25 protein-coding genes are annotated in these 21,831 nt (G+C 62.5%); 9 read left to right on the top strand and 16 right to left on the bottom strand.

All coding sequences use genetic code 11. The features are described 5' to 3' along the window. The first annotated feature begins 167 nt into the window (after window positions 1–167). Together C0V73_RS14475 and C0V73_RS14470 are read left to right on the top strand one after the other, a co-directional pair. Window positions 168–1,118: an aldo/keto reductase gene (locus C0V73_RS14475; protein WP_102020688.1), complete on the top strand. Its 951-nt coding sequence runs from the start codon at window positions 168–170 to the stop codon at window positions 1,116–1,118. Then, window positions 1,115–1,567: a GNAT family N-acetyltransferase gene (locus tag C0V73_RS14470; RefSeq protein WP_102020687.1), complete on the top strand. Its 453-nt coding sequence runs from the start codon at window positions 1,115–1,117 to the stop codon at window positions 1,565–1,567. Before C0V73_RS14475 ends, C0V73_RS14470 begins: the two co-directional genes overlap by 4 nt. A 6-nt stretch (window positions 1,568–1,573) precedes the next feature. Here the strand turns inward: C0V73_RS14470 and C0V73_RS14465 are convergent, their stop codons facing one another. Beyond that, window positions 1,574–2,464 carry a LysR family transcriptional regulator gene (locus C0V73_RS14465; protein ID WP_102020686.1) on the bottom strand — a complete coding sequence of 297 codons (891 nt, stop codon included), beginning with the start codon at window positions 2,462–2,464 and terminating at the stop codon, window positions 1,574–1,576. A 120-nt stretch (window positions 2,465–2,584) separates the two neighbouring features. Here C0V73_RS14465 and C0V73_RS14460 point away from each other — a divergent pair, with 120 nt between their 5' ends. Then, window positions 2,585–3,580, top strand: a complete 996-nt coding sequence (locus C0V73_RS14460) for an aldo/keto reductase (RefSeq protein ID WP_102020685.1) — start codon at window positions 2,585–2,587, stop codon at window positions 3,578–3,580. 7 nt (window positions 3,581–3,587) lie between these two features. Here the strand turns inward: C0V73_RS14460 and C0V73_RS14455 are convergent, their stop codons facing one another. After that, on the bottom strand, window positions 3,588–4,448 hold the full coding sequence (locus C0V73_RS14455; protein ID WP_102020684.1) for a DMT family transporter: 861 nt from the start codon (window positions 4,446–4,448) through the stop codon (window positions 3,588–3,590). Window positions 4,449–4,608: 160 nt separating this feature from the next. On the opposite strand from C0V73_RS14455, the gene C0V73_RS14450 reads away from it, so the two are divergent. Continuing rightward, the gene (locus C0V73_RS14450; protein WP_102020849.1) at window positions 4,609–5,970 is read left to right on the top strand and encodes a PLP-dependent aminotransferase family protein; all 1,362 of its coding nucleotides are present in this window, start codon (window positions 4,609–4,611) and stop codon (window positions 5,968–5,970) included. On the opposite strand, the gene C0V73_RS14445 is transcribed toward C0V73_RS14450, so the two are convergent. Next, on the bottom strand, window positions 5,971–6,714 hold the full coding sequence (locus C0V73_RS14445) for an AraC family transcriptional regulator (RefSeq protein WP_102020848.1): 744 nt from the start codon (window positions 6,712–6,714) through the stop codon (window positions 5,971–5,973). A 280-nt stretch (window positions 6,715–6,994) separates the two neighbouring features. Between C0V73_RS14445 and C0V73_RS14440 the strand changes: the two genes are divergently transcribed. From C0V73_RS14440 to C0V73_RS23110, 3 genes are all read left to right on the top strand, one after another. Further along, window positions 6,995–7,909, top strand: a complete 915-nt coding sequence (locus C0V73_RS14440; protein WP_102020683.1) for a DMT family transporter — start codon at window positions 6,995–6,997, stop codon at window positions 7,907–7,909. A gap of 138 nt (window positions 7,910–8,047) precedes the next feature. Then, on the top strand, window positions 8,048–9,070 hold the full coding sequence (gene rsgA / locus C0V73_RS14435) for a ribosome small subunit-dependent GTPase A (RefSeq protein ID WP_102020847.1): 1,023 nt from the start codon (window positions 8,048–8,050) through the stop codon (window positions 9,068–9,070). Between the two features lie 152 nt (window positions 9,071–9,222). Beyond that, entirely contained in the window at window positions 9,223–9,369 is a 147-nt protein-coding gene (locus tag C0V73_RS23110) for a hypothetical protein (protein ID WP_166600004.1), read from the top strand. 140 nt (window positions 9,370–9,509) lie between these two features. Here the strand turns inward: C0V73_RS23110 and pheT are convergent, their stop codons facing one another. From pheT to infC, 12 genes are all read right to left on the bottom strand, one after another. Next, window positions 9,510–11,933: a phenylalanine--tRNA ligase subunit beta gene (gene pheT / locus C0V73_RS14430; RefSeq protein ID WP_102020682.1), complete on the bottom strand. Its 2,424-nt coding sequence runs from the start codon at window positions 11,931–11,933 to the stop codon at window positions 9,510–9,512. An 81-nt stretch (window positions 11,934–12,014) separates the two neighbouring features. Continuing rightward, window positions 12,015–12,293, bottom strand: coding sequence for a DUF2442 domain-containing protein (locus tag C0V73_RS14425; protein ID WP_102020681.1), 279 nt, complete (start codon window positions 12,291–12,293; stop codon window positions 12,015–12,017). Beyond that, complete coding sequence (locus C0V73_RS14420) at window positions 12,277–12,510, bottom strand: DUF4160 domain-containing protein (RefSeq protein ID WP_102020680.1); 234 nt, start codon at window positions 12,508–12,510, stop codon at window positions 12,277–12,279. The genes C0V73_RS14425 and C0V73_RS14420 overlap by 17 nt, the downstream gene beginning before the upstream one ends. A 46-nt stretch (window positions 12,511–12,556) precedes the next feature. After that, window positions 12,557–12,847, bottom strand: coding sequence for a DUF2442 domain-containing protein (locus tag C0V73_RS14415; protein ID WP_102020846.1), 291 nt, complete (start codon window positions 12,845–12,847; stop codon window positions 12,557–12,559). Window positions 12,848–12,932: 85 nt separating this feature from the next. Beyond that, window positions 12,933–14,018 carry a phenylalanine--tRNA ligase subunit alpha gene (gene pheS, locus C0V73_RS14410; RefSeq protein ID WP_102020679.1) on the bottom strand — a complete coding sequence of 362 codons (1,086 nt, stop codon included), beginning with the start codon at window positions 14,016–14,018 and terminating at the stop codon, window positions 12,933–12,935. 126 nt (window positions 14,019–14,144) lie between these two features. Beyond that, window positions 14,145–14,549 (bottom strand): 50S ribosomal protein L20, encoded by a 405-nt coding sequence (rplT, locus tag C0V73_RS14405; protein ID WP_102020678.1) that lies wholly within the window; start codon window positions 14,547–14,549, stop codon window positions 14,145–14,147. Window positions 14,550–14,586: 37 nt separating this feature from the next. Continuing rightward, complete coding sequence (gene rpmI, locus C0V73_RS14400; RefSeq protein WP_102020677.1) at window positions 14,587–14,790, bottom strand: 50S ribosomal protein L35; 204 nt, start codon at window positions 14,788–14,790, stop codon at window positions 14,587–14,589. 155 nt (window positions 14,791–14,945) lie between these two features. Continuing rightward, window positions 14,946–16,268, bottom strand: a complete 1,323-nt coding sequence (locus C0V73_RS14395; RefSeq protein WP_102020676.1) for a HAMP domain-containing sensor histidine kinase — start codon at window positions 16,266–16,268, stop codon at window positions 14,946–14,948. Beyond that, on the bottom strand, window positions 16,265–16,933 hold the full coding sequence (locus C0V73_RS14390; protein ID WP_102020675.1) for a response regulator transcription factor: 669 nt from the start codon (window positions 16,931–16,933) through the stop codon (window positions 16,265–16,267). Before C0V73_RS14390 ends, C0V73_RS14395 begins: the two co-directional genes overlap by 4 nt. 3 nt (window positions 16,934–16,936) lie before the next feature. Continuing rightward, complete coding sequence (locus C0V73_RS23105; protein WP_172450181.1) at window positions 16,937–17,434, bottom strand: hypothetical protein; 498 nt, start codon at window positions 17,432–17,434, stop codon at window positions 16,937–16,939. 147 nt (window positions 17,435–17,581) lie between these two features. Beyond that, window positions 17,582–18,145: a hypothetical protein gene (locus tag C0V73_RS14375; protein WP_102020672.1), complete on the bottom strand. Its 564-nt coding sequence runs from the start codon at window positions 18,143–18,145 to the stop codon at window positions 17,582–17,584. A gap of 204 nt (window positions 18,146–18,349) precedes the next feature. Beyond that, on the bottom strand, window positions 18,350–18,886 hold the full coding sequence (infC, locus tag C0V73_RS14370; RefSeq protein WP_245407988.1) for a translation initiation factor IF-3: 537 nt from the start codon (window positions 18,884–18,886) through the stop codon (window positions 18,350–18,352). 177 nt (window positions 18,887–19,063) lie between these two features. On the opposite strand from infC, the gene C0V73_RS14365 reads away from it, so the two are divergent. Both C0V73_RS14365 and C0V73_RS14360 read left to right on the top strand, forming a co-directional pair. After that, a complete protein-coding gene (locus C0V73_RS14365; RefSeq protein ID WP_102020670.1) occupies window positions 19,064–19,858 on the top strand; it encodes an alpha/beta hydrolase in 795 nt (264 codons plus the stop codon). Window positions 19,859–20,033: 175 nt separating this feature from the next. Then, window positions 20,034–20,651, top strand: coding sequence for a transglutaminase-like cysteine peptidase (locus C0V73_RS14360; protein ID WP_102020669.1), 618 nt, complete (start codon window positions 20,034–20,036; stop codon window positions 20,649–20,651). Window positions 20,652–20,660: 9 nt separating this feature from the next. Here C0V73_RS14360 and C0V73_RS14355 read toward each other — a convergent pair whose 3' ends face one another. Continuing rightward, the gene (locus tag C0V73_RS14355) at window positions 20,661–21,830 is read right to left on the bottom strand and encodes an MFS transporter (protein WP_102020668.1); all 1,170 of its coding nucleotides are present in this window, start codon (window positions 21,828–21,830) and stop codon (window positions 20,661–20,663) included. Between the last annotated feature and the right edge of the window lies 1 nt (window position 21,831).

Here is a 21,831-nt window from a genome sequence, read left to right as displayed (position 1 = left end):
GCCCGTGCGACACTGGAAAGCCGCAATGCGAGACCCATATCGAGGCCATGCGCGGGCGACAGGACAAACCCGCTTCAGAACCCATCAATGCTTTTCAATGGTGCCGTCGACTTACGCTTGATAGCGTCGCTCCAATCCTTCCTTCCCCCATCTATCCGAGGCTTCCCATGCAGAAACGTGCTCTCGGCCGCACCGGCCTTTCGATCGCCCCCGTCGTGCTCGGCGGCAATGTCTTCGGCTGGACCGCCGACGAGAAGACCTCGTTCGAGGTTCTCGACCGCTTCTTTGACGCCGGCTTCAACACGATCGACACGGCGGACATGTATTCGCTCTGGGCGGACGGCAATGTCGGCGGCGAAAGCGAGACGATCATCGGCAACTGGTTGAAGCGCGGTGGCGTCAAGCGTGAGGATGCCGTCATCGTCACCAAGGTCGGCGCCGATCTCGGGGGCAAGCGCCGTGGCCTCAGCGCACGCCGCATCGCAGAGGCCGTCGAAGACTCGCTGCGCCGTCTGCAGACCGACTATATCGACCTCTATCTCGCCCATTGGCCCGATGCGGAAACGGATGATGAGGAGAGCCTTGCCGCCTTCGCCAAGTTGAAGGACGAGGGCAAGGTGCGCGCGATCGGCTGCTCCAACCTTGATGCCGAACAGCTTCAGGCGACCTTCGACGCGGCAGCCAAGGCCGGCGTCGGGCGCTACGATGTCATCCAGCCGGAATACAACCTCTATACCCGCGCGAAGTTCGAAAATGATCTTGCTGACCTATGCCAGCGCGAAGAGATCGGGGTCATCACGTACTACGCCCTCGCCTCCGGCTTCCTTACCGGCAAGTATCGCAGTGCGGCGGATACCGAAGGCAAGGCACGCGGCGAGGACATGGAGCCCTATCTCAACACGCGGGGCTTCCACATTCTCGGAGCGCTCGATCAGGTGGCTGCCGAAACAGAGACCAGCCCGGCTACCGTTGCCATCGCCTGGGTTGCTGCCCAGCCGGGGATCACCGCACCGATCGCCTCGGCCACCAGCCTCAGCCAGCTCGACAGCCTGATTGCCGCCGGTAAGCTGGAGCTGACCAAGGCTCAGATCGACGCGCTCAATGCGGCCAGCGCATGAGCCGCCCTCTCGTCATTCGGGACGCCACGGCGGCTGACGAAACCGCCTGGCGGGGTCTCTGGGATCAGTATCTCGCCTTCTACAAGGTAGACCTCGCCGAGGATGTCACGGCCCATACATGGGCGCGCATTCTCGATCCGTCGTCGCGGGTCACCATGCGCGTGGCGGAGGTTGATGGCACGCTCGCCGGTTTTGCCATCCACCATTTCCATGATTCCACCTGGGTGAAGACGCCCGATTGTTACCTGGAGGACCTCTTCCTCGATGCGACCTATCGCGGCCAAGGCATCGGGCGGGCCCTGATCGACGATCTGATCGCGATCACGAAGGTAAAGGGTTGGTCACGGCTCTACTGGCATCCCGACCGGGACAACGCCACGGCGCGCAAGCTCTATTACACTTACGCGCCGGAAGACGGCCATGTGCGCTACCGGCTGAAGCTCGGCTGATACCCGTCAGCCCCGCCAGCGGAAAAATTCGATGAAGGCGCGAAGCGCCGGGCGCATCTGACGGCGGCTGGAATAGTAGAGCGAGAAGCCGTCGAAGGGCGGGCACCAGTCGTCGAGAACGCGGATCAGCCGCCCCTCCCGAATGTCGGTCTCGACGCCAGTATCGAAGAGATAGGCGAGGCCCGCGCCATCGATAGCGGCCTGCCGCATCAGGCCCTGATCGGAGAGGATCAGGGGTCCCCGGACATTGATCGACAATGCGCGACGGCCCTTCTCGAATTCCCAGCGATAGATCGTGCCGCTCTGGAACCGCCTTCGGATACAGGCGTGTTCGGTCACGTCGCGGGGGTCGACGGGGATCGGATGCCTTGCGAAATAATCCGGCGAACCGACGACGGAACCACGCCATGGACCACTCATCCTGACGGCAATCATGTCGGCATCGAGATGTTCGCCGAGCCGTAGGCCAGCGTCATAGCCCTTCTCGACGATGTCCTCGAAGCGATCGTCGGTGACGATTTCCAGCTCGATCTCCGGATAGGCGGCGGCAAAGGCGCCGAGCCGCGGCGCGATCAGGCTTTGCGCCGCCAGCATCGGCATGGTGATGCGCAGCACGCCCGCCGGCCGACCGCTGTTATCGGACAGTGCCTCGAGGGCAGAAGCTATATCGGCAAGGGCTGGCTGCAGGGTCTCCAGAAGCTGGCGTCCCTCCGCTGTCGGCGCGGCACTGCGCGTCGTGCGCGCCATCAGGCGAAGGTTCAGGCTCTCCTCCAGGGACGAGATCGCATGGCTGACCGCAGAGGGCGCAATGCCGAGTTCGGCGGCCGCCTTGCGGAAGCTGCCGTGATGGGCGACGGTGGCGAGGACAGCGAGTTGCGAAAGCTGGGTTCGATTCATTGTTCGAAATGATAGAACAAGGTGATCGGGTCTGCATGCATTTTCTGAAGAGAGCGTGTGCTCTAGTTTGCCATCACCGGTGCAGCAAGACTGCGCTTGCCCATATCACAGGAGGCCATCATGAAGACCCGCACACTCGGCTCACTCACTACTTCGAACATCGGTCTCGGCTGCATGGGCATGAGCCATGGCTATGGCACCAATATCGACGAGACGGCGGCACAGAAGTTGTTCGACCGTGCCGTCGAACGCGGTGTCACCTTTTTCGACACGGCCGAGGTCTACGGCCCCTTCACCAATGAGGAGCTGGTCGGCAAGGGCCTGAAGCGCCATCGCGAGCACGTGGTGATCGCCACCAAGTTCGGCTTCACCATCGGCGAGGAAGCCAAGGCCGCGCGCCCCTCCGGCCTCGACAGCCGGCCGGAGCATGTTCGGGCCGTCGCAGAGGCGTCGCTGAAGCGGCTGGGCGTCGATGTCATCGATCTCTTCTACCAGCACCGCGTCGATCCAGATATTGCGATCGAAGAGACCGTCGGCGCCTTGGCTGAGCTCGTCAAAGAGGGCAAGGTGAAGGCCCTCGGCCTCTCGGAGGCAAGTGCCGCGACGCTGCGGCGTGCCCATGCCGTTCATCCGATCTCCGCCATCCAGAGCGAATACTCCCTCTGGACTCGCGATCCGGAAACCAACGGCGTGCTCGAGACCTGCCGCGAACTCGGCATCGGCTTCGTGCCCTTCTCGCCGCTCGGCCGCGGCATGCTGACCGGCGCGCTCAAGGACCTCTCAAAGCTCGGCAAGGACGACTTCCGCCGCGGGTTGCCGCGCTTCGATCAGGAGAATTTCGATGCCAATCTGGCGCTGGTCACGGCGCTCGAAACCATGGCGGCGGAGAAGGGCGTGTCGCCCGGCCAGCTGGCGCTCGCCTGGGTTCTCGCCCAGGGCGACTTCATCGTGCCGATCCCCGGCACCACCAAGATCGCCAATCTCGACAGCAATATCGATGCGACCGGGATCACCCTCTCGAGCGACGATCTTGCTGCGCTGGCGAATGCCGTTTCGCCCGACAAGGTGGCCGGCGCGCGCTACAACGAAGCCATGTCCAAGATGGCAGGCCGGTAAGTCCGCCTCAGGCAAAGCGCCGGCTTCCCGCCACGCAGAGAACGATCAGCAGGGCTGTCGCCAGCATGGGAAGGCTTACCTTTTCATGCAACAGCCCTGCCGCCAGCACGAAGCTCATAAAAGGCTGCAGCAGCTGAAGCTGACCGACCGAGGCGATGCCGCCCAGCGCCAAGCCGCGATACCAGAAGATGAAGCCGATCATCATGCTGAACAGCGAAACGTAAGCGAGAGCCAGCCAGCCGGATGTTGAAACGGCGCCAAGATCCTCCGGCAGGATCCAGAGCGCGAGCGGCAGCATCACCGGCAGCGAAAGCACCAGCGCCCAGCTGATCACCTGCCAACCGCCCAGCCGACGCGACAGACGGGCGCCTTCAGCATAGCCCAGGCCACAGGCGAGGACTGCTGCGATCATCAGCCCGGCACCCGCGATCGCCATATCCGCCGTCGTCGACAGCGCAAAACCGGCAACCAGCGCCGCGCCCGTTACGGAGAACATCCAGAATATCGCGGAGGGGCGTTCGCCGGCCCGCAACACGCCGAAGAGAGCGGTGCAGAGCGGCAGCAAGCCGACGAAGACGATCGACTGGGCCGAGTTGATGCTTTTCAGCGCCAGCGCCGTCAGCAGGGGAAAGCCGACCACGACGCCGAGCGCTACGACCGCCAGCGGTAGCAGATCGCTGCGCAGGGGACGTTTCTCCCGCATCGCAATCAGCAGGACGGCGCCCAGTGCCGCCGCGATCACGGCTCGCGCCGAGGTCAGGAACAGCGGGGCAAAATCGGCCAATCCCACGCGCGTTGCCGGCAGCGAGCCGCTGAAGATCAGCACGCCGATGAAACCGCTGGCCCAGGCCTTCCAATACGTCGTCATTCTCGTCTCCTTTGTCTGTGGACCCGTATCGCGCGGAGGGGCTGGCGCAGCCAGAGACGGAGCGATACAATCTGGCCAAACTGTATTGATGACAAAGGCCATACAGATGAACGAGCGCGTTCAACCACCGGAGCTGCCAGCCTCGCGGACGGCGCAGGTCATGGCCGACATTCGCGGGCGCATCGGCGCGGGCCAGCTCGTGCCTAATGACCGGCTGCCATCGATCCGCCGGCTCGCCGTCGAGCTTTCGGTGTCGCCCTCCACCGTCGTCGAGGCCTATGACAGGCTCTCTGCCGAAGGGCTGATCCGCCCGCGCCCCGGTTCGGGCTTCTTCGTGACCGAGGCGGGGCGCACGCCTGCACCACTCGTGCGACTGGAGCCGCCGCGTGCGATGGAAGTGGACCCTTTCTGGGTGGCCCGACAGGCGCTGGATGCCGATCCCGGCACCTCCAAGCCCGGCTGCGGCTGGCTGCCACCGGACTGGATGCCGACCGCCCTCCTGCATGCCGGCATGCGAAGCGTGCTGCGCCAGGCGACCAGTCTCACCACCGACTACGGTCCCTCTCGCGGCAGTGCGGCGCTGAGGCGTTTCGTCGAGACGCGGCTGCGTCAGCAGTCGATCACGCTGTCCGAAGATCAGGTGCTGCTTGCCGGTTCCGCCACCCAGGCACTCGATCTCGTCTGCCGGCTGCTACTTCGCCCCGGCGACCGGGTCATCGTCGATGATCCCTGCTATTTCAATTTCCAGACTTTGCTGCGCGCCCATCAGGCGGTCGCGATCCCGGTGCCCTATACGGAAAACGGCCCAGACATCGCCGCTTTCGAGGCCACTGTGACGCGCGAGGCGCCGCGGCTTTATCTCACCAATTCCGGCCTTCACAATCCGACCGGCGCGACACTCTCGCCGCAGATCGCCTTCCAGCTGCTCGGCATCATCGCCCGTTCGGACATGCTGGTCGTCGAAGACGATATCTTCTGTGATTTCGAGCCGGAACCCGCGATCACGCTCGCCACGCTCGACGGGCTTTCCCGTGTCATCCGCATCGGCAGCTTTTCCAAGACCATCTCGGCTTCGCTGCGCACGGGCTTCATCGCCACCGATCCCGAGCGCATCCGGCTGTTGACCGACCTGCAGGTCGCCATCCAGTTTGGTGGACCGAGCCAGGTGGCGACCGAGGCGATCCACGGCGTGCTTTCAAGCGGCGGCTATCGCAAACACCTTGAGCAATTGCATCGCCGCCTTGACACGGAACGGCGCGCGGCCGCCAACCGTCTCGGCGACCTCGGCATCCACCCCGTGCTCGTGCCACGCGGCGGCCCCTATCTTTGGTGCCGCATGCCTGATGGTGTCAGCTCGACCGCTCTTGCCCAGGCAGCCCTGCCCCAGGGCGTGGTGCTGGCGCCCGGCAATGTCTTCAGCCCCTCGCTCTCGGCCGACGGTTTCATGCGCTTCAACGTCGCGCATATGGGCGATGCACGGCCGTTCAGGGTGTTGGAGCGTGCGCTGAAGGCGATGGGATGATCAGCCGCTGACGGCGCGGCGATAGGCAGACGGCGTTGTCCCGGTCACGGCCTTGAACATCCGGGTCAGGTGGCTCTGGCTGCTGAAACCGCAGGCTGAGGCGATCTGGGCAATCGGCTCGGTGCCGGCGAGCATGCGCCGGGCGCGATCGATGCGGCGGTTGAGGATCAAGTCATGCGGGGAAACACCGCAGCTTGCGCGAAACATCCGCTGCAGATGGAATTCGCTCAAGTCCACGAGCTTGGCCAGTTCCTTGAGCGTGATCGTGTGGTCGAGGCTCGCCTCGATATGCTCGACCAGCCGCCGCCGCAGGACGGGCGCCAGACCGCCGCGCAGGACCGGACGCCGCTCGCCACCGTAACGCGGGTCAGCAAAGAGCTGCCCGACGGCCGAGACGATCGCCTGTTCGGCGAGCAGCCGGTTGCCGCCCTGCGTGGCAGTGGCCAGATGCACCAGCGCCTCTGCCAATCGTGGCGCCTCGTCAAAGGTCGCTTCCGGCAGAAGCATCAGCCGGGCATCGCGGTCGAAAGTCTCGGAAAAGAGCCGGCGTAGCTCGTCGTCGGCGACATAGAGGTGCACGAATTCGAAGTTGTCGGTGATCTCCCATTCGGACGAGGCCCCCTGCGGCATGATGCAGAGCGCGCCCGGCCAGCCGGCGATGCTGCCCGCATCGATCCTTCTCGTGCCGTCGCCGCCGCGCAGGTAGCAGCTGAAGGTATGCCCGTCGGTGCGCTCATAGCGCATGCGATCATGGCTGTTGCGCCAGATCGCACTTGCCCTGCCCTCGCCGAGGTCAAGTGTTTCCCCACGCTCGGCACGGGACGAGGCGGACAGGGAGCCGAAAACGGTGGCCGTGTGCAGCATGGAGTACCTTCAAGAGATCGCCTTGCATTCTAGCGCGGTTCCCGGGCTGCGCCATCACCAATCGAATAGGCGTATCGGCCTCAGCGCAGTTCACCGCAAGATCATGCAAGAACGGACCGCGTCAGCGGCGTTACCTGCGTCTCGAAAGCGAGGCGCATGCATGACCAATCTTCTTCTCTTCTCGTCGACCGTGCTGATCTGGGGCACGACCTGGATTGCGATCGCGCTACAGATCGGGCCAGTGCCCGTGCTGGTCTCGGTCTTCTATCGCTTCGCCCTTGCCGCCCTCGTGCTTGTGGGCGTGCTGGCCCTCACAGGTCGCCTGAAGGTGCCGACGCTCAAGCAGCAGCCCTTCATCCTCGTCCAGGCACTGTCGCTCTTCTGCTGCAACTTCCTCTGCTTCTATTATGCGGCGAGCTATGTTCCCTCAGGCCTCATCTCCGTCGTCTTCTCGCTCGCCACCGTCTACAATGCGGTGAACGCCCGCATCTTTTTCGGCGACCAGATCAAGCCGCGCACGCTGGTCGCAGCGGGCCTTGGTGCCACCGGGCTTGCGCTGCTCTTCGGGCCCGAGATCTTCATCGCCGTCAATCCGGACAGCTGGAAGGGCATCGGGCTTTCGGCGCTCGGAACGCTGTTCTTTTCCTTCGGCAACATGGCGTCCCGCCGCAACAGCGCTGAAGGCATTGCGCCCATCACCGCCAATGCCTGGGGCATGAGCTACGGAGCAATCGCATTGCTCGCCCTGATCGGGATCACCGGTACGCCCATCGTGCTGCCGCCGGACCAGACCTATCTCGCCGCCCTCGTCTATCTCTCCGTCATCGGCTCCGTCGTCGGCTTCACCACCTATCTGATGCTGGTCTCGCGCATCGGCTCGCAAAAGGCCGCCTATGCCACGGTGCTCTTTCCGGTCGTCGCGCTGACGCTGTCGAGCCTCTACGAGGACTATCACTTCACGCCGCTCGCGATGGTGGGTCTCATACTGACGCTTGCCGGCAATGCGGTCATGTTTGCCCGGCTGCCGCGCCGGCAGCCCGTTACCGCCGTCGAGCCGGCGGATCTCAAGGCCTGATTGCGGATCCTGCCGGTGCGACGGACAGCGCGGTCGATTTCCCGCGTCAGCGACAACATTCTGCGCTATGAGCGTCACCGTCTGATCCCAACGCTTGAAAGTGCCCATGGCTTTACGTCTCACCCCGGTGATCCGCCCTTGACCGGCCTTAACGATACCGCCGCGCTCTCGCGGCTCGGCTTCAGCGCCTTCTTCGCTGAGCAGGTGACAGCTGACGAGGCCGATCTCCTGGTGCGCCGGATCTCCTCCGTGCATCGCGACCGCCTGGAGGCGATCGACAGCACCGGGCCCGTGGAGATCGAACTTCCGCCCAACAGCAATACGGCGGATTTTGCTGTGGGCGACTGGGTTCTTGCCGCACCCTATACCGGTCTGCTGGTGCGCCGCCTGGATCGCCAGACCGTGCTGCAGCGGCGAACCGAAGGCGCCTTCGGCCAGCAGCTTGCCGCCGCCAATGTCGACACGCTGTTCATCGTCACCTCCTGCAACGCCGATTTCAACGCCGCCCGGCTGGAACGCTATCTGGTGTTGGCCAATGAAGCGGGCACGCGGCCTGTCATCGTGCTCACCAAGGCCGATACCGTCGACAATGCCTCCGTCTATGCCGATGAGGCCAAGGGACTGCAGCGCGATCTGCCTGTCGTTATCGTCAATGCCCGCTCGCCTGAAGCCATCGATCCCCTGATGCCCTGGTGCGGTCTAGGCCAAACGGTGGCGCTGGTCGGTTCTTCGGGCGTCGGCAAATCGACGCTGGTGAATACGCTTGCCGGACACGGCGCGGAGACGGCGCAGAAGACCGGCGCGATCCGCGAGCATGATGCCAAGGGTCGGCACACGACGACGGCGCGCTCCCTGCACGCAATCGCAAGTGGCGGCTGGGTGATCGATACGCCCGGCATCCGCACGCTCTATGTGAGCGACATCACCGACGGCATCGACACGCTGTTTGCCGAAATCACCGAGCTTGTGCCGCATTGCAAGTTTCGCGATTGCAGCCATTCGCACGAAAAGGGTTGCGCCGTACAAGCGGCGATCAAGGAGGGCACGCTCGAGCCTACCCGTCTTGAGCGCTGGCGGCAGTTGCAGGCGGAAAACCGCGACCGGACGCCCGTCTATTCCGGGCCGAAGGGCAACAAGACGCTGCGCAAGAAGAAGTATTGAGCTTTCGGTCTCTTATCCCTACATAAGAGCTATCAGCGACGCCCTTCGCACGCGTCGCATCCGCTCGCCACATGCGAGCTTTTCTTCCCCGTTTACCGCGACATTCCAGGCTCCGGCATCCTGCCGGCGCATTTCCAGAATTGGAGACCAGCATGGCAGACGACAACACCAAGGGCTATGAGCCCATTCCCTTTGCCAAGAAGCATCGCATCTCGGTCGAAGACGCCAAGGCAATCCTTGCCAAGCACGGCGACGACCGCAAGTCCGCCGACAAGGAAGGCCGTCGCGTCAGCCTCTGAGGCATGATGACGAAGCCTGACTTTCCTGACGGTCCATGACCATCGGGTACACATCAAAAAGCCCTTTCCCTGACATGCAAGGAAAGGGCTTTTTCTTTGGTCTCATCGCAAGCGGCTCAGGTCCGCTCGCCATCACAAGATCAAGCGCGCAGCGTGCCGCCCGTCGACTTCTCGACATTGCCGACGATCTTCTTCGTCAGCGCATCGAAATCTTCGTCGGTCAGGGTCTTGTCGGTCGGCTGAATCAGAACCTCGATCGCCACCGACTTCTTGCCCTCGCCGACGGATGCACCCTCGAAGATATCGAAGACATTGACGCCGGAGATCAGCTTGCGGTCGGCGCTTGTCGCTGCCTTGATGATCGCGCCTGCTTCAACTGCCTTTTCGACGACGAAGGCAAAGTCGCGCTTTACCATCTGGAAGGCCGAAAGTTCTAGCGCCGGCTTCGTGCGGGTCGCCTTCTTCTTCGGCTCCGGCAGAGCATCGACATAGATTTCGAAGCCGCACAGCGTGCCGGAAACGTCGAGCGCTTCCAGCGTCTTCGGATGGAATTCACCGAAGGTGCCGAGGATGACCTTGGGGCCGGCCTTGATCGTGCCTGAACGGCCCGGGTGGTACCATTCGGGGCCACCCTGCTCGATCTGCACATTGCTCATCGGAATGCCGCAGGCTTCGAGCACGGCGAGCGCATCGGCCTTGGCGTCGAAGACGTCGACCGGCTTGCCACCGCCCTTGGCACTGTTCGACCACATGCGGCCAGCACCGGTAATCGAGGCCGTGCCACGGCGCACGCCACCGGCGACGCGACGCTGCGTGTCGGGCGTATCGCCCTCATAGGTGCCGGAGACCTCGAAGATCGCCACATCGCCAAAACCACGGTCGGCATTGCGCTGGGCCGCCGTCAGCAAGCCCGGCAGCAGCGAAGGCCGCATGTCCGACATGTCTGATGCAATCGGGTTGACCAGCTTCAGCTTGTCGCTGCCGCCGCCGAAGAGTTTGGCATGCTCAGCCGAAATGAAGGACCAGGTCACGGCTTCCAGCATGCCGCGCGCGGCGAGCGCCCGGCGGGCAGACCGTGTGCGGATCTGCAGCGTGGTCAGGATCTTGGCATTGACCGAACCGGTCGGCGGCAGAGGTTCCGGCTTGATGTTGTCGACGCCAAACATGCGCATGACCTCTTCCACCAGGTCCGCCTTGCCGTCGACATCAGGACGCCAGGAGGGAACGGAGACCTTCGCGGCCTTGTCGTCGCCCGAGAGGATCTCGAAGCCGAGTGCGGACAGGATCTGGCGCGATTCATCGTTTGAGACGGTGAGGCCGGTCAGGCGCTTCACTTCCGCATAGGGGAAATCGACGACCTTCTTCTCATGGCCCTTGAAGCCCTCGACCTTCTTTTCGGCCGCGACACCGCCGCACATTTCGAGAACTAGTTCGGTGGTGCGCTCTAGACCCGGGACCATGTATTCGGGGTCAACGCCACGCTCGAAGCGATAGCGTGCATCGGTGATGATGCCATGGGCACGGCCGGTCTTGGCGATGTTGATGGGATCCCAGAGAGCGGATTCGATCAGCACGTTGACAGTATTCTCATCGCAACCGGAATGCTCGCCGCCCATGATGCCGCCGATGGATTCCGGACCATTGTCGTCAGCGATAACGACGTTGTTCGGGTTGAGCTTGTAGGTGCGGGTATCGAGCGCGAGTATCTCTTCGCCCTCCTTCGCCCGGCGCACGACAAGCGCGCCCTTGACCTTGTCCGCGTCGAAGACATGCATCGGGCGCCCCTGGTCGAAGGTCATGTAGTTGGTGACGTCAACCAGTGCAGAGATCGGGCGAAGGCCGATCGCGAGCAGACGCTGCTGCATCCATTTTGGGCTCGGGCCATTCTTCACGCCGCGCACGAGGCGATAGGCAAAGCCCGGGCAGAGATGATCTTCAAGCTCGAGCTTGACCTGATGCGGGGTTTCGCCCTCGACCTTGAAGGCGGGTGCCTTCGGAGCCTTCAGCGTGCCGAGGCCGGAGGCTGCGAGATCGCGGGCGATGCCGAAGACCGATGTGCAGTCCGGACGGTTCGGCGTCAGGTTGATCTCGATGACCGGATCGTCGAGGCCAGCGTAGGATGCGAAGGAGGTGCCAACAGGCGCATCATCGGGCAGATCGATGATGCCGTTGTGATCCTCGGAAATGTTGAGCTCCTTTTCGGAGCACATCATGCCATGGCTTTCGACGCCACGGATCTTGCCGACCGAAAGCGTCACATCGATGCCCGGCACATAGGTACCCGGACGGGCGAGTGCACCAATCATGCCGGCACGGGCATTTGGTGCACCACAGACGATCTGCACCGGCTTGCCGTCACCGGCATCAACCGAGAGAACTTTAAGACGATCTGCCTCGGGATGCTTTTCCGCCGTCAGGATCTTCGCAATGACGAAGGGCTTATAGGCCGCCTTGTCATCGACATCCTCGACCTCGAGACCGATCGCGGTCAGCCGCTCGCAGATCTCGTCGAGCGAGGCCTCGGTTTCCAGGTGATCCTTCAGCCAGGAGAGTGTGAATTTCATCGAACTTTCTCGTCTTCCTTGATGCGCCTGTCGCGCAATTCACTATTCCGTCGCGGTCGCGTCCGTCTATTTACGCGTCAATTAGGCCGCCTTCTCCGGCGCTTTCGCGCCCGGGGCCTTCCAGCCCGCCAGCATGCCCCGAATTGACAAGTCCTCATCAACATCAGGCCAATGCACACCCGCGAGCATCAGATGGACGTTGTTGCGCTGTGCCGGCGTTGCGTTCAGGAGGCGTGGATACCACCACAGCGGTGTAGACACCTGCCTCCCGTCCGCGAGTCGGACATGAACCGTATGCAGATCACACCAGGCCTCGGTCGGGCGCTCCGCCTCGGAATAGGAATCATGCGAAATAGTCATTCCATGCCTCCAGCATCTGCTGCCTGTGTTCCTCGATCACTTCCAATATACGTGCAAGGTCCCTCTGGCTAAAGCCCCCGGCTTCCGCGACCTTGAGATCAACCAGCCAGACCTTCGCTTCACCTCCATTGCCATCGACGTGAATATGAGGCGGCTCATATCGGTCGGCGGAGTAGAAATGAAAGCGGAACCCATACTTGCGAAGGACCGTCGGCATCAGCTCACCCCTTGCACAATATCCTTCAAGCTGAAGGATCCTGATCCTACTGTCTCGTTCCCATCTGCATCTTGCCCGAAGCGTCTAGCGGTCGCGCGCCTGACGCCTGCCTTCCGAGGAGCATGCTGACCACCGTCACATCGAGATCGATGTCGAGCCAGTGGATGCTCGACGGCATGAATTCCACGTTGTTCCGCTCTACCGGCATCGCCTCCTGCAGGGGCGGGTACCACCAGACCGGTACACTGACGATACGACCGTCCGTCAGTTCCACATGCAGCAGGTCGTCATCGCAAAGCAGATCGACCGGCCGCATGTTGTCGAGATGTTCAATCACGTCACATTTGCCTTCATTCACAAGGATGGGGCAGCCTCCAACTGCCCCCTCCATCTGGCCGCCACGGCAGCCAGTTATTCGCAGATCAGTTGCTCAAACCACCAAACAGCGTCGGCACGTCGAGAGGGCGGAAGCCGTAATGGCTCATCCAGCGGACATCGGCGTTGAAGAAGTCGCGCAGGTCCGGCATGCCGTATTTCAGCATGGCTATGCGGTCGAGGCCCATGCCCCAGGCGAAGCCCTGGTATTCGTCGGGATCAAGACCGCCGGCACGCAGCACGTTCGGGTGAACCATGCCGCAGCCGAGGATCTCCATCCAGTCCTTGCCTTCGCCGAATTTTACGATCGGGCCCGAGGAGCGGTCGCACTGGATGTCGACTTCGAAGCTCGGCTCGGTGAACGGGAAGAAGGACGGGCGGAACCGCATGGTGACGCTGTCGACCTCGAAGAAGGCCTTGCAGAATTCTTCCAGAATCCAGCGCATGTTGGCGACATTCGCCGTCTTGTCGATCACGAGGCCTTCGACCTGGTGGAACATCGGCGAATGGGTTGCGTCCGAGTCCTGGCGGTAGGTCTTGCCCGGAATGACGATGCGGATCGGCGGCTTCTGGGCCTCCATAGTGCGGATCTGAACCGGCGAGGTGTGCGTGCGCAGCACCTTGCGCTCACCATTCTCGTCCGGTGAGAGGAAGAAGGTGTCGTGCATCTCGCGGGCCGGGTGGCCCTCGGGGAAGTTCAGAGCCGTGAAGTTATAATAGTCGGTCTCGATATCGGGACCTTCGGCGATCGAGAAGCCCATGTCGGCGAAGATCGCGGTAATCTCATCGACGATCTGGCTGATCGGATGGATGCGACCGCGCTCGGCCGGCGAGGAGCGGACGGGGAGCGAGACATCAAGCGTCTCGGCCTTCAGGCGGGCGTTGATCGCCGCATCCTTCAGCGCTGCCTTGCGGGTGGTGATTTCCTCGGTGATCTCGTTCTTCAGGGCGTTGATCGCGGCACCGCGCGTCTGGCGCTCTTCCGGGCTCATCGTGCCGAGCGTCTTCAGGAGTTCCGAGACCGAACCCTTCTTGCCCATGGCCGCCACGCGTACCGCCTCGATCGCCTGTTCGTCCGCGGCGGCGGCAATATCGGCGAGAAGCTGCGTCTTCAAACTGTCGAGATCGGACATATTTCCGTTTCCTGCCCTTTGTGTCGCGCCGTGATACCGTCACAGCCTAACGGTCAAAGAAAAACCCGCGCCAGCCGTACCAGCGCGGGTTTCCCAATACTTGAATTTCAGTCGGGAAGCGCTGGCTTACTTGACCGCGCTTTCAAACTCGTTGGCCGTGCCGGCGTCCTTGAGATAGGCAAGTGCCTTCTTGGAAGCTTCGACCAGCTTTGCAAAGGTTGCCGTCTCATGGATAGCCATGTCGGACAGAACCTTGCGGTCGACTTCGATGCCAGCCTTGTTCAGGCCGTCGATGAAGCGGCCGTAGGTCAGGCCGTGTTCGCGGACAGCAGCGTTGATACGCTGGATCCACAGAGCGCGGAAGTTGCGCTTGTTGTTCTTGCGGTCGCGGTAAGCAAACTGCTTCGAACGATCAACGGCAGCCTTCGCTGCGCGGATCGTGTTCTTGCGGCGGCCGTAGAAGCCCTTGGCCTGCTTGAATACCTTGTTGTGCTTGGCGCGGGAAGTTACGCCACGTTTTACGCGTGCCATGTCATGATCTCCTTAATTGTCCAACAGCGATCGGGTCTCAGAGACCGTTCGGCAGGTAGTTCTTGATGACCTTCTTGCCGTCAGGTTCAGCCAGAACCATCGTGCCGCGGGCATCGCGAATGAACTTGTTGGACCGCTTGATCATGCCGTGACGCTTGCCAGCAGCGGCCGCGAGGACCTTGCCGGAAGCCGTGATCTTGAACCGCTTTTTCGCGGAGGATTTCGTCTTCATCTTGGGCATTTTGCTACTCCATTGTTCTTGTATCGAAACAGGCAGACGAATGCCCGTTTTCAAGCATAAAGAACGGCCACGGCATGCCCTGCCGGACCGTTCGGACGGGCGCTTATAACCGCAGACCCAAGAAAGCGCAACGGGTGGCCGAGGTGAATCTTCGACTAGGCTGTCACAGGCAGACGAAGGCTCACCTTCAAACCATCCGATGCCGCGCGTGAAAAGGCGATCGAGCCGCCATAGGCGGTCAGAATATCGGCCGTGATGGCAAGCCCGAGACCCGTGCCCTCATCTTCGCCGATATGGACCCCGCGTGTCGCAATCTCCGACAGCGCCTCCTCGGCGACCCCTGCCCCATCGTCCTCGACGTCGAGCCTGACACAGTCCTTCTCGCGCTCGGCGGTCACCCTGATTTCCGATTTAGCAAAGCGGGTGGCATTGTCGAGCACATTGCCCAGCGCCTCCGCAAGATCGGCCGGGTCCATGTCGACAGTGAGCTGCTCGTCGAGGTCGACATGCCACAACACGTCGCGTGCGGCGGTGACGGGCGCCAGTACCGAAATCAGCTTGCCGGTGAGAGAGGCAAGCCCGGTCTGCGCCATCTGCTCGACGCCGAGGCGTGCCGACTGCAGCTGCCGATCGGCACGCTGCCTGATGAGGTCGACCTGTTGGCGGATAAGCGTCTGCTCGCGCGGCGGCAAGTTGTCGGAGAGCTGCAACAGAACCGTCAGCGGGGTCTTCAGCCCGTGTGCGAGATCACTTGCCCGCGCACGGGCCCGCTCCACAGCTGTTTCGCGCTCCTTCAGCAAGCCATTCAACTCGCTGACAAGCGGGCGGAGCTCCGTCGGCCCGGCGCTGGGCAGTTGGTCGGTCCGGCCGGATCGCACCAGCGCCAGTCCATTCTGCAGCCTGGAGAGCGGGGCAAGCCCGATGCCGATCTGCATGAAGGCGGCGGCGAGAAGTACTGCCGCCGTCAGGACCAGCATGATGGTCATCGCACCATGATATTCCGAGATCGCGTCGTCGATGACCCTGCGGTCGAAAGCTGCGAGCAGCGTCAAGGGGCGCGTCGCATCAGGGTTTTCGATTTCGATTTTTCGCAGCTGGACCAGCAATGGCTCGCCATCGGGGCCGACCCCCTCGCGAAAGCCATAGGGTCCATCGAGAAGCCCCTCCGGCTCGAGCTCGATGTCCCAGAGCGAGCGCGAGCGGAAGACCACGCCATCCTCGGTCACGATCTCCCAATACAGGCCGCTTCCCGGCAGTTCGAACCTCGGATCTCCCGGCTCGTTTTTCATCAGGGCCTTTGCGCCCTGAAACTCCACGCCCGCCGCAAGCTGGTCGATGATAGCGGACATGTCCGCGCGGTAGCGGTCGGCGACGTAATTGGAGAAGATTCGACTGAGGCCGGATGCAACCAGAAGCAGGATGAAGGCAATCGCCAGAACGGCTCCGATGAAGAGACGCAGGCGCAAAGACTGTGTCATGCCCCCTCGCCGGCCAGCGTGTAACCGAAGCCACGACGGGTCGCGATCGCGGACGGGTGGGTCTTGCGGCGAATGCGGGCGACCATGGCCTCCACCGCATTCTTGCCGGCGTCGTCGTCGCGGCCCTGAACCTGCCTGGCAATCTCCAGCGGATCGAAGACGCGGTTCGGTTCGGCAATCAGCATGGTGAGAAGACGAAATTCCAGCGGCGTCAGCTCGATTGGTCGCTCATCATAAGTGACACGCCGCGTGCTCTCGTCCAGCACGAAGCCACCGCCTGCTGCGGCCGTTGTCCGGGACCGCCCGCCTGCGCGCCGAAGCAGCGCCTTCAGGCGCGCAATCAGCTCTTCGCTGCGGAAAGGCTTGGGCAGGTAGTCGTCGGCACCGGCATCGAAGCCATCGACACGCTCCATCCAGGAGCCGCGTGCCGTGAGGACCAGGATCGGCGTCTCCACTCCCGTTGCCCGCCAGCGCTTCAGGATCGACAGGCCATCCATGCCAGGCAACCCCAGGTCGAGGATGATGGCGCCGTAATCGCCCGTCTCCCCTTCCGCCCAGACATCCGGTCCCGTTGTCCGGTGATCGACGATAAATCCCTCAAGCTCGAGCTTGGTGCGGGTGTGGTCCGCAATGGTCTGATCGTCCTCAGCGAGCAGAATGCGCATGGTTCACCATCCGAAGAGATTGAGCTTACGCCCGGTCGCGGCCTCAAGCTTGATTGTCCGGACGCGGGAACCGCTCTGGACCTTCAAAGTATAGTAGGGAGCACGGGCCTTCAGGTTGAGGTCGACCGAGATCACCCGTCCGCCGCCGTGATCATCGACGCGCTTCAGAATTTCGCGCAGCGGCAGGATGCGTCCCTCATCCACCGCATCGCGGGCTTTCTGGTGATCCCGGCGACTTCCGGATTTGCCGGAATTGTCGTCGTCGTCATCCTTGTCGTCGTCGTCGTCATCGTCGTCCCTGTCGCGGCCACCGTCGTCGTCGTCATCATCGTCGCGGTCGGAACCACCGCCGCCGCTGCCGCTGTTGTCGTCGCCACCGTCGTCGTCCCCACCGCTGTCACTGTCGCTGTCGCCGCCATCCTTGGCCAAAGCGCTGCCCACCGGCAAAATGCCGGGGCTCAGGATGCCCAAGAGTGCAATCAAAAAAAGACGACGGTCCATGGTGGCTCGATCAGTGTTCAGTTCAGAGTAGCGTGGCCGGCCGCCGCAGCCAACAGAAGAAAAGCTATCCCCGTCCGGTGGGGGCCGGACGGGGCGAAACGGATCGAAATTACCCGCGGCGGCTCGGGCTTCGCCGTTCCGGTTCGATTACGGTGCGGGGATGACGGTGACGCCCGTCAACGTTCCCTTCGGCGCCCGAAGCTTGATTTCTGTCTGGCCATGCTCCTGCTCGACTTCGAAGCCAAGGCGCTTGCCATTCTGGTCGACCGGGATCATCGAGCCGCTGAGCAGTCCGGACAGCTGGTTTTCGTTGACGATCAGGCGAATTTCATCGCGGTCACCGCCACGGCCACGGCCGTTGTCATCATCGTCGTCGTCGACGGAATCATCGTCATCATCATCGCCGCCACGACCCCGACCGCGACCACGGTTGTCGTCATCGTCATCATCATCGTCGCTGCTGCTGCCACGATCCCGGCCCGAGCTGTCGTCGTCGCTGTCGTCACGGTCGCTGTCACTGTCGCGACCGCTGTCGTCGCTTTCGCTGCCGCTGTCGTCATCACCATCGTCATCACCACCGCGGGCCTGGGCCTCATCGGAAACGAGCGCTGCGAGGGAACCGGGGAGCATGGCGCCCAGCGTCGGAACGAAGGTGATTGCGATCAGTGCGGTGCTGGATACCAGCAGTGCGCGGCGAAGGAGCTTGGTCATCAGATTTCCTCCAGAAGGGGCTCGATGTGTTTCGATGGGAGGATCATGCATCAGGCACGCTGACAAAGCGGCCCGCGATGTTGTCAGGGATCTGTCAGCCAAGCGGGCCCTCATTGGGGCGGATATCGGAGGCTGAAAGAAAGCTCCAAAACGTAAAAAGCCGCCCCGAAGGGCGGCCTTTTGAACGTCACGGTCGTCTCCAGCTCACTTCGGAGCGAGAACCATCATCATCTGACGGCCTTCAAGCTTCGGCTCGGCTTCGACCTTGGCGATGCCGAGTGTGTCTTCCTTGACCTGAAGCAGAAGCTTCATGCCGAGTTCCTGGTGGGCCATTTCGCGGCCGCGGAACTTCAGGGTCACCTTGACCTTGTCACCCTCTTCGAAGAAGCGGTTCATCGCCTTCATCTTCACCTCATAATCATGGGTGTCGATGTTGGGGCGCATCTTGATTTCCTTGACCTCGACGATCTTCTGCTTCTTGCGCGCTTCAGCCGCCTTCTTCTGGTTGGCGTATTTCAGCTTGCCAAGGTCGAGGATCTTGCAGACCGGAGGCTCGGCATTCGGCGAAATCTCGACCAGATCGAGCCCGGCTTCTTCCGCCATGCGCAATGCCTGATCCGTCGCGATGACACCGAGGTTCACGCCCTCTTCATTGATCAGCTGGACTTTCGGAATGCGGATTTCACGGTTGGAGCGCGGCCCGTCCTTCACGGGGGCATCGGTCTTGAACGGTCTGCGAATGGTCGTATTCTCCTCAAACAATTTCGGAATGTCGCAGCGTTTCCCCGCGCGCATCCGCGTCAAAGGGCTATGTGATATCTGCGACGGCAGTGTCAATAGCATGCTTCCGAAAGAAAATCACCTGTTGTCGGTGAGTTCCTGAATGTGTTTTACAACCGTCGACAAAAGGAGCACGCAATGACCGACAGGGCCAACATCCTCAGACAGACCATGATCACCGTCGGAGCCGCCGATATGGCGCGCGACATCGCGGTGATCACCCGTCTCGGTACGGATGCGGATCGTCCGGCTCTCGTCTGGCTCGGCGGCTATCGCTCCGACATGTCGGGCACCAAGGCGATCGAGATGGATGCGCTTGCCGCAGAGCAGGGCCTATCGGCCATCCGCTTCGACTATTCCGGCCACGGCGTGTCGGGCGGGGATTTCGCCAAAGGCACCATTTCGCGCTGGACTAAGGAGGCGCTCGCCGTCATCGCTGCATCAGGCGTCAGCAAGGTCGTCCTGATCGGCTCCTCCATGGGCGGCTGGATTGCGCTGCGCGTCATTCAGGAGGCGCGCCGCCTCAATCTGCCCTTTACGGTCGACGGCCTGGTATTGATCGCACCGGCGCCCGACTTCACGTCTGAGCTCATCGAACCCAGCCTGACGGAAGCTGAACGGCAGTCGCTTGCCGAACGCGGCTATTTCGAAGAACCGTCCGAGTACAGCCCGGAGCCGAACATCTTCACGCGCGCACTCATGGAAGACGGGAATGAAAACCGGGTGCTGACGGGCCTGATCGAGACGGGCTGCCCCGTGCATATCCTGCAGGGCATGAAGGACCCGGATGTGCCGTATCAGCACGCCTTGAAGCTGATGGAATTCCTGCCGCTCGACGATGTCGTGCTGACCCTGATTCGCGATGGAGACCACCGCCTGTCGCGCCCGGAGGATATCGCCCGCATGAAAGCGGCCATCCTCTCGATGCTCTGAATATCACGGGTTTTCGATATCTTGGCCTTCCTTGGGAACCGATTCTCTTTCCGAGGGTTCGAACTGTCGCATTTTAACCATAGCGGATGAATTGCGTGGGTGAGCACCGCCCACGGCGTTGACTCATGTCCTCCTGCAATCTTAACGTTTTGTTAAGGATACAGGGGACGTGTTCATGACGAACGGCTCGCGCGCCATCAAGGCGCTCATCATCGCAGTTGCGGTTCTTGCGCCTGCTCATGCGGGCTTCTCGGCGCCGCAGTCGCTGCGATCGATGATCACGGGCAACGTCACCTCCCAGCCCATCGGCCACTACGAATTCTGCAAGGCCCTTCCCCAGGAATGCGCGGTTCGCAACCGCCCTTCGACCCCTCCGAAGGTCACCGACCATGGCTGGGGCGTGGTGCAAGACATCAATGCCAGCGTAAACCATGCCATCGTGCCAATGACGGATGCGGAGATCTACGGCCACGAGGAAGTCTGGGCCTATCCCGTCGATCTCGGCGATTGCGAAGATTTTGTCCTGCTCAAGCGCAAGAAGCTGATGGAAGCCGGCTTTTCGGCAGCCGACCTCCTGATCACCGTGGTCCGCAAGCCGGATGGCGAGGGCCATGCGGTGCTGACCGTCCGCACCCAGTCCGGCGACTTCGTGCTCGACAACCTCAATGACGAGGTCAAGCTCTGGACCGAGACGCGCTACGCCTTCCTCAAGCGCCAGTCGTCGACCGACAGCGGCCGCTGGGTCACGATCGAGAACGGCACGTCCGACGTGCTCGTCGGCGCGCTGCAGTAATCCAAGCTTTCACCGTCGGGTGAGCGCCAGCGTCGCGACAACAGCGACGCCGGATACCGCAATGAGCGCGCCAAGCGCGGCAGACGGTCCCAGCGCTTCGTTCAGCCAGATCACCGAGACCGGCGCGATCGCCGAGGCAATGATCCTTGCGGATGCAAGCGAACCCATGGTCCGCCCATAACCTGCCGTGCCGAAATAATGCAGCGGCAGCACGCCACGGACGATAGACGTCAATCCCTGCCCCGCACCGTAGAAGACCGCGAAGGCGATGGCGAAGCCCGCGAGCGGTGCCCAGAGCGCACCGGCCAGCAAAACCGTGCCGAGCGCCATGGCGAAGGCTGCTATAATCGCGGTCAGCGGCGGGGCAAAAAGGTTGCGCCTCGCATATTCAACCAGACGCGCGGTCACCTGGCTCGGTCCGATGAGGCTGCCGGCCAGTGTAGCCATCGCGGTCGCGTAGCCGAGATCGCGCATCAGGACGAGAAGCGTGGCACCGACCGCAGACATGACGAAGCCGCCCGCCGCGAAGGCCGTCGCCATCAGCACCATCCGGCGCCTGCGCTCTCCGTCGGGTTTCACCTCCGCGCTCGGCTCTTCCACACGGGCAGCCTCCGGCTCATTGATCCGAGCCCGCGGCAAAGCGAGATGGATGGGCAGAGCAATCAGAAGGTTCATGGCCGCCAGAACGAGATAAACATCGCGCCAGTCCATCCAGGTGAGCAACCACTGCAGCAGTGGCCAGAAGACGGTGGAGGCAAAGCCCGCGATCAGCGTCACCAGCGTTATATGGGCGCGGGCCTCGCGTCCATGGCTCTGGGCAAGCGCCGCAAAGCCCGCATCATACTGGACCGCCAGGGCAACAAACTCGGCCACCAGCGTGATTGCAGCAAACTGCCAGGCATTCTGCATGACGGCAAACAGGGCGAGGGAGATGGTGGCGGCGATCGAGCCGAGGCAGAGGATCAACCGGGCCCCGAAGCGATCAACGAGACGACCCAGTACCGGGGCTGCCACAGCACCCGCGAGCAGCCCGAAGGAGAAGACGCCAAAGACATAAGCCTGCCCCCAGCCGAATTCGCGGGCGATTTCGGGGGCAAGCACGGAGAAGGAATAGTAGAGCGTCCCGTAACCGATAGTCATGGTGACGCCCAGACCGATGGTCGCGGGAGAGGCTTTCATG

The sequence above is a fragment of the Rhizobium sp. TH135 genome, from assembly GCF_002855515.1.
Classification (GTDB): Bacteria; Pseudomonadota; Alphaproteobacteria; order Rhizobiales; family Rhizobiaceae; genus Allorhizobium.
Note: the sequence above shows the minus strand (reverse complement) of the source record. Positions and strands in the feature narration are given on the sequence as shown.